This window comes from Chitinophagaceae bacterium, assembly GCA_016717285.1.
Taxonomy (GTDB): domain Bacteria; phylum Bacteroidota; class Bacteroidia; order Chitinophagales; family UBA10324; genus JACCZZ01.
Genome location: JADKFU010000004.1, coordinates 1,055,757 through 1,069,872 on the forward strand (window position 1 = coordinate 1,055,757; position 14,116 = coordinate 1,069,872).

8 protein-coding genes are annotated in these 14,116 nt (G+C 41.5%); 1 reads left to right on the top strand and 7 read right to left on the bottom strand.

From position 1 onward, the window contains the following. Positions 1-70: 70 nt before the first annotated feature. The 6 genes from IPO83_09535 to IPO83_09560 all read right to left on the bottom strand — a co-directional run bounded on the left by IPO83_09535 (position 71) and on the right by IPO83_09560 (position 12,145). The gene (locus IPO83_09535; GenBank protein MBK9731517.1) at positions 71-3,511 is read right to left on the bottom strand and encodes a T9SS type A sorting domain-containing protein; all 3,441 of its coding nucleotides are present in this window, start codon (positions 3,509-3,511) and stop codon (positions 71-73) included. 426 nt (positions 3,512-3,937) lie between these two features. Beyond that, positions 3,938-7,363 carry an efflux RND transporter permease subunit gene (locus IPO83_09540; protein MBK9731518.1) on the bottom strand — a complete coding sequence of 1,142 codons (3,426 nt, stop codon included), beginning with the start codon at positions 7,361-7,363 and terminating at the stop codon, positions 3,938-3,940. A 62-nt stretch (positions 7,364-7,425) separates the two neighbouring features. Next, complete coding sequence (locus IPO83_09545) at positions 7,426-8,544, bottom strand: efflux RND transporter periplasmic adaptor subunit (GenBank protein ID MBK9731519.1); 1,119 nt, start codon at positions 8,542-8,544, stop codon at positions 7,426-7,428. A gap of 60 nt (positions 8,545-8,604) precedes the next feature. After that, positions 8,605-9,963 carry a TolC family protein gene (locus IPO83_09550; protein ID MBK9731520.1) on the bottom strand — a complete coding sequence of 453 codons (1,359 nt, stop codon included), beginning with the start codon at positions 9,961-9,963 and terminating at the stop codon, positions 8,605-8,607. After that, on the bottom strand, positions 9,960-10,619 hold the full coding sequence (locus tag IPO83_09555; GenBank protein MBK9731521.1) for a TetR/AcrR family transcriptional regulator: 660 nt from the start codon (positions 10,617-10,619) through the stop codon (positions 9,960-9,962). Before IPO83_09555 ends, IPO83_09550 begins: the two co-directional genes overlap by 4 nt. Positions 10,620-10,942: 323 nt before the next feature. Further along, positions 10,943-12,145: an amidohydrolase family protein gene (locus IPO83_09560; GenBank protein ID MBK9731522.1), complete on the bottom strand. Its 1,203-nt coding sequence runs from the start codon at positions 12,143-12,145 to the stop codon at positions 10,943-10,945. A gap of 124 nt (positions 12,146-12,269) precedes the next feature. On the opposite strand from IPO83_09560, the gene IPO83_09565 reads away from it, so the two are divergent. Continuing rightward, positions 12,270-12,872, top strand: coding sequence for a hydrolase (locus IPO83_09565; protein ID MBK9731523.1), 603 nt, complete (start codon positions 12,270-12,272; stop codon positions 12,870-12,872). A 41-nt stretch (positions 12,873-12,913) separates the two neighbouring features. Here the strand turns inward: IPO83_09565 and IPO83_09570 are convergent, their stop codons facing one another. Continuing rightward, positions 12,914-13,849 (bottom strand): T9SS type A sorting domain-containing protein, encoded by a 936-nt coding sequence (locus tag IPO83_09570; GenBank protein MBK9731524.1) that lies wholly within the window; start codon positions 13,847-13,849, stop codon positions 12,914-12,916. Positions 13,850-14,116 lie beyond the last annotated feature (267 nt).

A 14,116-nucleotide genomic window follows, 5' to 3' on the forward strand; every position in this document is an offset into this window, starting at 1 on the left:
ATTTATCAATAGTCGGTAAATGATCAACTGCGAAAACTTATTGAGTGTATTCTTGCAAAAAAATAAATCATTACTGAATGATCAGTTTGCCTGTCGCCATCAGATTATGCATTGCATCAGTTAACCTGAAGTAATAAATACCGCCCGGTAATGCATCGCGGAAAATTGGAATGGTATTTCCATTTAGGTGATCTTGCGTTACAACTACTTTCCCCTGAATATCCTGAATCAGCAACTTCCCGTTATGTAATTGATAATTATTGGCAAGTTGTAAAGTAGTATACGTTTCAAATGGATTCGGGGAAACGATTATTTCAATAAAAGATGGGATGATAAGAAGGCCGATAGAGGTGACTTCAAAATTTTCTGATGCAGTAGCACAGCCCGGGGGATAAGTGACGATTACACTATAGGTTCCATTTAGGGAAGGTGTGTAAATTTGCGCCGTAGCACCTGCAATCGATGCACCATTGTAATACCATTGATTACCCGCAGGCGCGCTTGAAATAAGATCATTGTTAACAAAAGTTATAACCGGTACCGGAGGATAAGCGACAACAACCACCGTTAAAGTTGTATCGTGTGCATTACAATCACTTTCCATCACTACAGTAATTGCCCCCGATTCATTTCCAAACAATACTGTAATAGTAGTATCGCCTTGTGAAGAAAGGATGGAGGCATCACCCGGGATTGTCCATAAATAATTAACACCCTCCACAGCACCAATACTATAAACAGCAGTATCACCACTGCAAACCAATGTGTCACCAACTATATTCTGGATGGGAGCAAAAGGCATTACATTCACGAACAAGGAAGTGTCCTGTATACCGCAAGGACTCTCAGCGGTCACCGAAATTTCGCCCGCATTATTTCCAAACAGTACCGTTATGGTAGTATCACCCTGAGAAGCAATAACAGTGGCACCAGCAGGTACCGTCCAGGAATATTGAACACCTGCTTCAGCACCAATGCTATAAGTAGCTGTATCGCCGCTGCACACATTCACATCGCCGGTAATCGCTTCTATTGGACTAATCGTAATCACATTTACAATTAAAGTGGTATCCTGTAATGCACAAGCACTGCCGGCCACCACGGTAATACCATCGGACGAATTTCCGAACAAAACTGTGATAACTGTATCGCCCTGCGACGAAATAATATTGGCATCAAATGGTACCGTCCAGGAATAGTCAACGCCTTCCACTGCCCCAATGCTATACGTGGCAGTATCACCACTGCAAACTATAGTATCGCCTATAATTCCCTGAATAGGTGGAACGCCGGGATGTATCATCACATACAAAGACGATGAGACAGTATCACATGTGGAAGCCGCAGAAAAAACCACATCACCGGATATGTCGCCAAAGATTACCAGAATCAGCGTATCACCCAAATTTGAAATGAGTGTAGCTCCTGCCGGAATTGTCCACGAGTAGGAAACTGCTCCGGCTACTGAAGAAATAATGTACTCCCCTGTATCTCCGCTGCAAAGTGCGTTTACGCCAATAATATCCCCGGGTTGATTGAGTGATGCCGTAACATTTACAAAAAGAGATGCAACTGCGGCATCACAATCTATAGTACCTGCAGTGATTGCTACAAAACCTGATGAGGATCCAAATGCAACAACTACCATTGTATCGCCCTGGCCTGATAAAATACTTGCATCATCAGGCACTGACCATACATAATCGGTTGCGCCTGAAACCGGAGGAATGAAATAGCTTACAGGGTCACCTTCGCAGGCTGTAACGGAACCATAAATAGTATCGATAGGTAAAAATTCGCCCAACACTTCTACAAAAAGATGCGTGCTAACTGAATCACAATATCCATTCGCCGTAACACCAATATTTCCTGAAGTGGAATCAAATTGAATTACAATCAAAGTGTCGGCTTGTGAATATATTATGGAGGCTCCTTCGGGAAGTGTCCAGTCGTAGGAAAAAGCATCGGGAACAGCTGAAATCTGATAAGAAGCAACTCCTGTCAGGCAAACTGAAGTGATACCGGTTATTCCGCTCACCGGAGGCAATGATGTATGTGCTGTTATTGGAAGCGATAGTATCAGTGTGTCGCAGTTACCCGCAACAGTCACTTTTATTATGCCTGAACTGGTGCCGAGTGCTACCATAATCATGGTATCATTCTGTGATAAGATAGTGGCATCGGAAGGAACAGACCACGTATACGTTACTGCATTCTGAATGTGTGGAATAAAATAAATACCTGTATCGCCATAGCAATAATTTGCCGCACCGGATATGGAACTGTCAGCCTGCAAAGGTGGAATGATGATAACCGGAAATGAAGCAATCGATGTATCACAATCAGCACCCGCAATTACGGTAACATTCCCTGATTCTGCGCCAAAGGTTACAGCAACTAAAGTATCTCCCTGAGAAAAAACTACAGTGGCATCTGAAGGAACCTGCCATTCATAGGAATTGGCACCAGTAACCGGAGCAACTGAATAAGTTGTAGTGGTTCCAAAGCAAAGATTTGATTCGCCGGTTATATTGCCCAATGGAGTTATTGTATCAGAACAAGGAATGTACTTAAATATACTGCCAAGTGCACCCACAACATAACCGGTGTCCTGAGCAGTAAAAAAAATTCCATTTAATCCGGTTGTACTCACATCGTTTACCGACCATGTGTTACCACCATCTTTAGTCCTGATCACTGATCCGGCATCATCAACAAACCAACCTGCAATAGTTGAACTGAATGTTCCGCGGCGAATTGAAAATCCGGGTGGCCCGGTAAAAACTTCTTCCCATGTATCGCCACCATCCGAAGAGCGAACAATAAACTCATGTCCTCCATTTGGAGAAGTTCCGCCACCTGCAAAAATCACATTGTCTTCACTTACCGCCAAAGCCGGTATCGCCTGTGTTGATGTATACACGGATTGCCACGAAGCGCCACCGTCGAGTGTTCTGAGAATAATACCATTTGAAAAACCTGTACTGCCTGTCGAGAAGCCGGTGTCATTATTCAAAAATTCGATATCGAGCAAATCCTGTGTAAAACCGGTATTTAAAGAATCCCAGAATACGCCAACATCTACTGTTTTCAGAAATACTCCGGCTTCACCGGCTACGTATCCGATTTCTTTAGAAGGAAAATCAATAGCCCGCAAACTTGCAGTAGTACCAATAGGCACTGTTCCCCAGGATTCACCACCATCAGTTGTTTTTAGCAAGGTGCCATACATTCCACAGGCAAACCCTTTGGAGTTGGTGTTGAAAGCAATATCGCGAAGGGCATTAGCGGTGTTGGAAGATTTTTGTATCCAATGCGCACCACCGTCTGTTGTTTTCAGAATGGGTGCAAAGTTGGGAGGAAAAGCTTCGCCAACAGCAAACCCGGTGGATTCGTTAAGAACAAATATGCCGCGAAGATTATTGGTGATGCCTGTGCTTTGAGGAATCCATTGAGCAAAAAGCGAAATGGGAAAGAGTAAAAGCAGTACTATTGAATATGATGTTTTCAAGATCAGAAAATTAAAATAGGTTAAAGAGGACAAACGCTTTTAAATATCAATCGAAGTATTTCTGCCGGAGATTTCGTTATGCAAATCAATCGTTGGAAATCAGTATTGAAATTATTAAGGTGTCTTAAAAAGTATTTGCTGAAAAATCAGCAACAGAAGCAAATATACATGCTCCATTCCGGAACAGGAAAATACAAAAAAGAACAGGTACTTATGCTGCATTTGTGTAAGCAGCAAATCCTATGGCTCAGGAATGTTCTCATTCAGAATTTAGCTCCTTAATTTGACGAATTCGCCATAGATGACCGGCAGTACTGCAATGGGTTGCTAAACAGGCTATTTGTTTGGATGCTAAGCAGTTTTAAATAATAACAAACCCGGATTTTTCAGTAGAAAAATCCGGGTTCGGTTCCTGTTTTATTAATGTTATAATGGATGCTTATCCATCATTGCATGCACCGGCGCCGATGCATTTCCCTTATTAGGCTGAGGTCTTACTATATTAAGTTTTTTAAACACCCATGTCTTGAGGCGGTCATTTAGCAAGTACATGACCGGCACAACCAGCAAAGTAATAAAGGTCGCGTAACTCAATCCAAAGACAATCGTCCATGCCAGCGGGCCCCAGAAGACTACATTTTCGCCACCCAGCCAGATATCAGGATTCAATGACGTAAATAGTCCATAAAAGTTGATGTTCAATCCAATCGCAAGCGGAATCATTCCGAGAATTGTTGCGGTAGCAGTGAGTACCACAGGCGTCATTCTGATTTTCGCTGCTTCTACCACGGCAGCTTTCACTTCAACTCCTTCCGAAATCAGCAGGTCAGTAAATTCCACAAGCAGAATCCCGTTTCTGACCACAATTCCCAGCAAGGCGACGACCCCAACTCCGGTCATTACCGCTGAAAAGTTCATGCCTGTGATGCCATATCCCAATAACACACCGATGATGCTGAAAAACACTTCTGCAAAAATGATAAGTGGTTTAGAAGCGGAATTGAATTGTGCAACAAGAATAATAATGATCAGGAAGAGCGAAACAATCCAGGCAATACCCATAAAGTTGATCGTTTCTTCCATATCCTGACTTGCACCGGTATATCCGATTGTGACATCTTCCGGCAACTGATAGTTTTCAAGTGCATCAGTTACCTGCCCCATAATTACGGGTTGCTGACTTTCGTATCCGGATAATAGATTTGAACCTAACGTTACCACTCGTTTCTGATCAATTCTCTTAATGCCTGAATAGGTGTTTGAATATTTGATTGTTGCAAACGCGCTCAAGGGTACCTGACGAACCTGGCCATTTGTTTGATCCATGAAAGTGATTTTCAAATCCTTGAGCTGATCAATATTCTTGCGCTGTGCTTCATCATACCTGATCACAATCGGAAAATCATCATTGCCTTCTTTATATTTACTTGCTTCCCAACCATAGATTGCGTTCCGCATTTCGAAGCCCACTGTTTGGGTAGAAATTCCTTCCCTGTTCATTCGCTCACGGTCAAGGTCAATGGTAATCTCCGGTTTATTAGCCTGAAGATCTGTTTTCAGTTCTTCAATTCCCGGGATATTTAATGAATCAAGGTATCTTTTGATACTGTTGGTGGTAGTCAGCAACTGGTCAAAATTATCTCCTGATATTTCGATGTTGATGGGTTTGCCTTGTGGTGGTCCGTTTTGTTCCGCGCCTACGGAAATTTGCGCACCGGGAATACCTTTCAGTGCTTCACGGAATTTTTCAGCATACACTTCCGACTTCCTGTTTCTGCGGTCAGCAGGTTCAATAAATGCCACCGACACTTTTGCTTTATTGGTACTTACGCTTTGATCAAATGGATCTTCACTTGCTCCGACAGCCACATTGGAGATCACCGATTTTACAATCGGATTTTTTTCTCCAATAACTTTATAGATTCTCTTTTCAACAATCTTAGCTACAGAATCTGTAGTTGCCTGATCAGTGCCTGCAGGCATTACCACATAGGCATAAAGGAAATTGGGGTCACCTGTCGGAAATTGTTCTAATCCCGGCTTGGTTACCATGAGTAATCCAATTGCCAGAATAAGTGTTGCAAAAATGGAAGAAAACAAAATCACAGGGTGTTTTAGTGTCCAGCGAAGAAAATTTGCATAACGTGCCTGAAAGGCGGGCCATCCTTTCTTCTGAAAACTACGCACCCAATGCACCAGCACCAACTGGTACAGCCAGTAAACCAGAACAAGTGCAATTAATATATTTCCCAGCAGCAGGTAGCCACTGATATCAAGAAGCAATCCGACTGCTGCCACAATGCCTGACCAGAGAATTTGCTTTCTTCTGTTTGGAAGTTCATTTTCATTATGAGGCCTCATAAAAGCAGAAGCGAAGACAGGGTTGATCAGATAAGCGACCAGCAAAGAAGCAGTGAGTGTGAGTATGAGCGTAACCGGAAGAGAATGCATAAAGGATCCGATTACACCAGGCCAGAATAACAAAGGAAAGAAAGGAGCCAGGGTTGTCATGGTTCCTGAAAACACAGGAGCAAATACTTCGCCTGCAGCATTTTTAGCTGCCAGCTTGATGGGCACTTTGCCATTGTTAAAAATGCGGTGTGTATTTTCAATTACTACAATCGCATCGTCTACCACTATTCCCAGACCTAACAAAAAGCCAAACAGTACGATTACATTCATGGTCATACCTAAAGCACTCAGTACGAGAAAAGCGATAAACATGGAAAGCGGAACGGACAGTCCAACAAACATCGCGTCGGTTGCACCCATAAAAAACATCAACACCAACGTGACCAGTATAAAACCGATAATGATGGTATTAATCAGGTCGGCCACCTGTGAGCGGGTAGTGGTAGAAGTATCTCCGGTAATGGTTAAATTAACATCTTTAGGAATGTCTTTTCCCTGGATATCATTAACAAGCTCATGGATATGATCAGAAGCTTCAATCAGGTTAGCACCACTTTTCTTAATCACGTTCAGGGTGATTACTTTTTTGTGATCAAGTCGTGCGAAGCTTTCCTGTTCTTTAAAACTGTCTTTGATTTCAGCTACATCTCTCAGGTAGATGGGATCATTGCTTTTGTTGTTGACCGTAAGATTCGCGATTTGATTTACACTGCTGAATTCACCACTCACACTGATGCTTCTGCGCACATCGCCCAACTTGATGGTGCCTCCTGAAACAATCTGGTTTTCACTATTGATAGCCGAGTAGATATCGAACATGGACAGTTGTGCTGCCTGCATCTTATACATATCTACATTGATCTGAATTTCTCTTTCCGGTGCACCGATAATATCTACACGGTTGATCTCCGGGAAAGCTTCGATTTTATCCTGAAGCAACTCTGAATATCTTTTCAGACTGGCAAGGTCATAATCGCCACTCACGTTTACCTGCATAATGGGAATCTGTGAAAATTCCACTTTGGCTACGTCAGGTCCCCAGGTTGGATCGAGATCGTTCGGAAGATTATTTTTTGCTTTATCCACCGCATCTTTCACTTTCTGATTGGCATCGGCGAGTACCGTTCCTGAAACAAATTCAACCTGAATGGAAGAAAAATCCTGCACCGAACTACTGGTGATCTTATTTACACCATTTATAGCGCCGATTTCTTTTTCCAGGGGTTTTGTAATGAGGTTTTCAATATCAGTAGGAGCAGAACCAGGATAGATGGTTGCCACATAAATCGTAGGCATTGTAACATCAGGAAACAATTCCTTTGGCAATGAATTATAGGCCCTGATTCCCATAATGGTAAGCATCGCAACCAATATAAAAATCGTGGTGCGGTTATCAATGGCCCAACTGCTTGGCTTAAATTCTTTAAAAGTGTCTTTCATTTTTTATCTGTTGTGTTGTAGTACTTAAAAACAGTCGTTATTGCCTTTCAGCAATCACCTGATCAAAACTTTATCGCCTGTCCTGCGATGATATCCTGGTAACCTACTGTAATAACCTTTTCACCTGCGCTGATTCCTCCGGTAATTTCGGCTTGTCCATTGTAGATGCGGCCTACTGTAACCGTTTTGCGTTTGGCTATTTGCCTTCCGTTTTCTTCCGCCGCCACATACACATAACTACCTTCCTCAGAATTTTGTATCAGGTTCACAGGAACAGAGAATGCTGTCTTGTTTTCATAATCAAGAATTTTAAGGAGGGCCACCATATTCGGTTTGTAAGCTTCTTTTGCCGGGAGTTTAGATTCAACAGTAAAGGTGCGCGACTGGGAGTTGATCACTTTGGCGGCATAGCTGATTTTAGAATCCAGTTCGAGGTTCAGATCAGGGAATAAAATCTTCACCTTGTCGCCCTGATGAATCATCGAGGAATAAGATTCTGAAACTTCACCTATCACTTTCAGATTGCTGAAATTCACTACCCTGATGCCTGCATAACCCGGTGCTGCCACCTGCCCTGCTTTAATGTCCACGTTGTCCACTACACCATTAATGGGTGACACCAGTTTGGTTAATTGGTATTGCTCATTCAAAGCGCTCATTTGTTTCTCCAAAGATTCTTTTTGATTCTTAGCAGTAAGGTATTGTACCTCAGTGCCGATATTCTGCTCCCAGAGTGATTTTTGTTTATCATATAGCAGCGTTGCCAACTCGAGGCTTTTCTTCAATGCATCAATTTGCGCATTGATAGTGGCAGGGTCAAGGGCTGCAAGCACCTGTCCTTTCTTTACATTTTGTCCTGTTACCACGAAAACACTCTGAATTGTTCCGGGTAATTGCGGAGTAACAATTACATTGTCTTCAGCATCTACTTTGCCTTGCAATTCAATGTAATGCTCAAAGGGTTGTGCAGCGGCTTCGGTCACTGAGACCAGGACTGGCTTTTCAACCGGTTTTGATCCTGCTTCTTTTCCTATTTCTGTTTCCAGATCCTTGATTTGTTTCTCCAGATCTTTTTGCTCGCTCTTCAGGCTTTCCAGTTTTGCTTTTTTATCTCCGGCACCGGAAGAATTGCAGGATGCAATTGTAAAAGCAATTGCAAGTATTAATAACAGGTTTTTCATCATGATTGAAATCAGTTTAAAAATGAATGTTGTTTTATTTATAATTTTTTACTGCTGGATTTATTTTCCGTAATTATTTACAAGCGTGCCCAAAGCTTTTTCCATTTCAATTCTTGCCGTCCAGGCATCATACAAAGCACTTAGGTAGCTGGCCTGAGCATCTTTAAAAGATGTTTCAGCATCTGTAACTTCCAAACTGCTTCCTACACCCAATTCAAATTTTTTGCGGGAAATAGTTACGATTTCACCCGCCAGTTCCTGGTTGCTTCGCTGAACATTCAAAGCGTCAATGGCATTTTCGAGATTTGATTTTGAGGTGTTGACTTCGAGCTTCATTACATTTTGGAAGTTGACGATGTCATTTTCTTTTTTCATCATGCTCAATTTGCCCTGCTGGATCTGCCTTGCTTTCTGTAATCCATCGAAAATCGGAAGGTTAAACGAGAAACCGATGAATGCTGTATTATACCATTTGCTGGAAGGTATCAGGTCGAATTCATTCACCTGTGCCTGGTAGCTGTAATTGCCAATTGCATATAAAGTAGGCAGGTAACCCACCTTGTATTGCTTAACATTCATCTCAGCAAGTGAGCGGGAAGTCTCCAGCATCTGGTATTCGATACGATTATTAATATCAGGAGCAGCAGCATTCTGAAGTATCGTTTCAAAGTCAGCTTCATACAACGAATCGGTAAGAATCAATGTTTGATTCACGTCCATTCCCATTTGAAATTTCAAGAGGTCGTTGCTGACCAGACTGTACTTGGCAATTTTATCTTTTTCCGCAAGCAGGTTATTGAAACCTACAGTGATACGGTCAACGTCTACTTTCTCCACAAATCCGCTTTTATACAAGGCTTTTGTATTATCGAGTGTTTGCTGAAGGCTCGCTACGTTTATTTTAAGTTGATCGAATCGTTCTTTAGTGATTAAGGCTGTCAGGTAAGCTTTCATTACACTCTCTGTAATTTCAATAGCAGTTCTGTCCACGCTCTTGGAACTAAGTTCAGCAAGTGCTTTAGTGGCTTTCAATCCCAGAAAATACCTTCCGTCAAATAAAAGCTGAGAGGCACTTAAACTGGCAGTACCATTGTACTGCGTTCCAAACTGAATGGCCTGGTAGGTGCCGGGTTCGCCACCAAAAAACTCCGCGGGAATAAGAGAGGTAGGAAGTTTGAGATAATCTGCAAACTCAAATTTTCCACTTATCTGCGGAAGTGCAATACCCGTATATTCCTGCGACTGGCGCCTGGAAATTTCTTCATCCAATAATGCATTCTTAGCAGTAACCTGCTCCGTTTTTGCATAATCAATACATTGGCGAAGCGTCATTCGTAAAGTATCACCGGATACTGATTGGGCGCTTGTGTTCAGGAAGAATCCCACTACGAAAACTGCCGGAATAAATAAATTTTTCATGCTACTACCTTTTGTTTTTTTAATTTTTTTCCTGTGTTGTATTTGCCAAGCAACCTGATGCCCTGCATGGTTAAGATGCCATAGAGGAAGTGTTGGAGCAAGGCTATCTGCACTTCATGTATGTTAAACTTTGAAGGTGAAAAGAGAGCAGGCGTAAGTCCCATTTGAATTTCTTCCACTCTTAGCTTTGCAATAATTCTGACATTGATATCTGAACGGTAAAGACCTTGTTTAATACCTTTTTTCAAATTGGTTTCCACTGTTCCAAGTAAATGCTGTTCACGAAATGTGTTGAAATCTTTCCAGCTTTCAGGATGATATTTTTGCAGATCGTAGATAAGGTTTGGGTTCATCTTCGATAATATGTCGCTCAGGAACTCCATCGATTGAAGGATTTCATCAATGGCATCCAGTGAGTTGTTTGCTATGGAAAGCATTCGTTCAACATTGCTGGCACAATCCAACTTGCAGAGCATATGCACTATCTGATGCTTGTCTTCAAAATACTGGTAAATCGTCTTTTTTGAAATAGACAAATGCCTGGCGATGTCATCCATGGTGATGCTGCGGATCCCATAACTGTAAAATAATTCCTGTGCTGCTTCCAGAATGCGTTCGCGGGTGTTGCTGCTGTTTTCTTTACTGTGGTTACTCATAAATCGGCGACAAAACTATGGAAACAATTTTAATTTCCAAAGTTTCCTTTACTTTTTCGATTGATTTAAACGATTGTTTGACAAAAGACATGATTTAGTCGACGAACGAGGAAGGGTGATATTGTAGAGTTGGAGATATAAAAAGTCCTCAGGCGTTGAAATACTATTCAGCGTCGTGGAACTAAAGTAGAACCGGGAAAAAAAATAGTATACCCTTAGGAATTACACCGGTTTTCTTTAGTCGTTAATCAGAAGAGCCATTTAATCCGGTAGAAAAATTTACGGTGATTTAACATGCATTCTCCAAAAAGGTTGTGCAATTGCTATATTAATTTTTGAATCGTTGTATTTTCTTTAAACTGAAAGGAAGGTGTGGTGTTGATGATAAGGTTAAGCCCTGGTTTTTTTCCGGCTTCAATGCTCCCTAATTCACGGTCCCATCCGAAAAACTTTGCACCATTGAGTGTACTCCATTTTATCAAATCAATCGTAGCTAAAGATGGATGATACCGCTGTATCGTTTTTATTTCTTCCAGCACGGAGAGTTGATGATTGGAAGCATAACTGTCTGTTCCGATACAAATGCGGTCGTGATAATTTGCAAATAATGAAAATTCCGGTAAGTGGTTTTCAATAAAAAGGTTTGCATTCGGACAAAAACAAAAGTACGCTTCCGGCAGTCGTTCAGTGATGAGAAGAATATCATCTGCATTAGAAAAAGTGTTATGGACAAAAAGTGTTTTTTTACTATCGGGAAAATAGTTGATCACAGATTGCAGACTGTTCTTCCCGGTAGGAAAATGGATGGAGGAAGGAATATTAAAATGCTGAAACACTTTCAGAAGATCACCTGCTCCGTTTTTAAAAAAGGTTGACTCTGCTGCTGATTCCTGGTTATGATAACTGTAGATGGCAGGATTATTTTCCTGGTAAGAAAAAATTTTTTGAAACAATCCGGGAGGCACGCTATAAGGCGCATGTGGCGTGATGGATGCAGCAAGTTTTAATGCGCGTGCTTTTTCAAAGACGTCCTTTGAATGCTGAAAATATTTTTCTGCCTTATCAGGAAAAAATCCGAGGCACTCAATAAAAGTATGAAAGCGTAACGGATTGTTTGCCTTGGTGCTGAAAGTGTAACGTTCATTCGAAATGTCACCGATTCCGATAATGCCATTTTCCTGCATTTCTGCAGTTGCGTTCCGGATGGCGGTATCAATCTCATCGGTTACAATCAGGTCTTCCCCCGAAAGCAAAAAGCCATTCCGGTAATCAATAAGGTCGATAATGAATTGAGCGATTCCTTTTTTCTCCGCGATCTTTCCTTTCATGTAAGAAAGTTCCAGATGACAATGCGCATTGATGAAACCCGGGCAAATGATTCCATCATATATTTCCAGATCAGCGGGATCGAAATCTTTTCGTTCACCAATTAAAACGATGGTTCCATCATCATCCAACACTACTACTCCTTTGATCAGGGCCGGTGTGGAAACTGATATTAAAAGATCTGCTGAAATTTTTCGCACGTGCAAAAATAACAGATCGGTTGAAGTGCACGATACTAACGCCTAAACATTAAATCAGGGACTTGTTTCATGATAATGATTTTTGTTGGAAGCTCATTAACTTCAACCCGACAAATATTTTACCATGACAACTCTTTCACTTGGACGATCTCAATTCGGAAATCCTGCCAACACCGGATTGAATATTACGCGCGCTGATGCAAATGAAATTTTAGATGCATGGGTAAAAAATGACCGCCTGAAACTGCACATGAAACAGGTGGCAGCATTGATGAAAGCGTGGGCTGTTGAGCGCGAATGTTTGAATGAAAAGGAGCAATGGGCCTGGGAGACAGCCGGATTGCTGCATGATGCGGATTGGGATCAATGGCCCAATGAACATTGCAAGCGAATTATAGCCGAGTTGGAAACCAGGAATGTAGACCCTGAGATTATTCACGCCATAGCATCCCATGGTCCGAAGTATTTTGGAGTAGAGCCTGTGACAAAAATGGATAAGATGCTCTATGCATTTGATGAATTATCAGGATTGATTCATGCGTATTCACTCATGCGGCCAAATGGATATGAAGCCATGGAATTGAAAGGCGTCAAGAAGCGCTTGAAAGAAAAAAGCTTTGCTGCAAATGTTTCGCGTGATGACATTGCAGATGCGAGCGAACGTGCGGGAATCAGTTTGGATGAATTGATTTCGTTCATCATCATTCATCAACCCGCTGTTCAGTAAACAAGCGGAAGTGATTTCAACTCCCTTTTTCAGTATGACGCTTATTTTATCAGTTGCACTTTCTCCATAAGGTTTATTTCAGAAGATCTTACCTGCATTAAATAGAGTCCGTTTGGAAAAGTGGCCAGGTCAACTGATTCAGGCATGCTGCCGGAAGCTGTCATTAATTGACTCCAGATTCTTTTTCCTGTTGATGAATAGAGAATCAATTCTGTTTCCCTGGCTTTAACATTGTTATTGTTTATGGAAATTTTTCCTGATGTTGGATTGGGAAAAATTTCAAAGTAGCTGTTGGCTTCCGGCATTTTATCACCATTATAAATCAGGTTACACTCAATGCCGTATTTCAATGAGTCATGTTCTTTAAAGCAGGTTAGAAAACCAATTCCATCCACAATATTCCAACCTCCGCCCGGTGAAAACAATCCATCATTGCTGCCAATTCCCTCCATCCATACCACAGGATCATGGTTATCGCTGAAGTAATTAGTCTGATCAAAAACAGCGTATCCGCTTGGCTCACTAAAGTAAATGCATTTTCTGAGCTCATTGGCTATCATGATTTGTCCAATACTATCCACCATTAGCGAATAATTAGGATAATCTGAATACACTTGTGCAACGTTGCCGGGTTGCAGTGAGAAATCATATAAGAGCGTATCATTGTCAATATTTGCGAAGAAGTAATAAACTTTGTCTCCTTCTTCACGAATTAATCTTGGCGGCATATTAAAAATGTTGCCGGCCGCATCGGCACTGTACATTTTAATGTAGGTATAACCATTCAGCAGAGAATCGCCCCCGGCAACATATTGGTTGCTTGAACCGATGTAATAATCGCTTCCAAAAGGGCTGTCATAATAAACACCATTAAATTGTCCCCATGTGGCTTCCGTGTGCGGGAAATGAAAAGTGACTTGTGCAAAAGAGATTCGGATCAAAGAAATAAATACCAAAGTGCGTAGCATGTTTTTCATAAGGTAGAATTTTTTTTAAAGATACCTTACGGTATGTTATGAAACGTAGTTTTGGGTGTCAGTTTACTGTCATGAATTCGCTCACCTGTTTAAATCTGCTTGATCAACTGCTTTTGCAAATTGTAATTTAAAGAGTATCACAGAATTTATTCGAGTCGATATAATTTATGAAACCTGATTTCAATCATAATTCTTCAACGTGTATAATCCTTCATTCTTACAGACTTCGATGATAAACCAAATTCTTCTGATATTTTAGCGCCCGCT

What these genes read in the sequence shown, in the direction of transcription:
- IPO83_09540 (MBK9731518.1), bottom strand. Translation starts at nt 7,363, where the DNA reads ATGAAAGACACTTTTAAAGAATTTAAGCCAAGCAGTTGGGCCATTGAT.
- IPO83_09545 (MBK9731519.1), bottom strand. Translation starts at nt 8,544, where the DNA reads ATGAAAAACCTGTTATTAATACTTGCAATTGCTTTTACAATTGCATCC.
- IPO83_09550 (MBK9731520.1), bottom strand. Translation starts at nt 9,963, where the DNA reads ATGAAAAATTTATTTATTCCGGCAGTTTTCGTAGTGGGATTCTTCCTG.
- IPO83_09555 (MBK9731521.1), bottom strand. Translation starts at nt 10,619, where the DNA reads ATGAGTAACCACAGTAAAGAAAACAGCAGCAACACCCGCGAACGCATT.
- IPO83_09565 (MBK9731523.1), top strand. Translation starts at nt 12,270, where the DNA reads ATGACAACTCTTTCACTTGGACGATCTCAATTCGGAAATCCTGCCAAC.
- IPO83_09570 (MBK9731524.1), bottom strand. Translation starts at nt 13,849, where the DNA reads ATGAAAAACATGCTACGCACTTTGGTATTTATTTCTTTGATCCGAATC.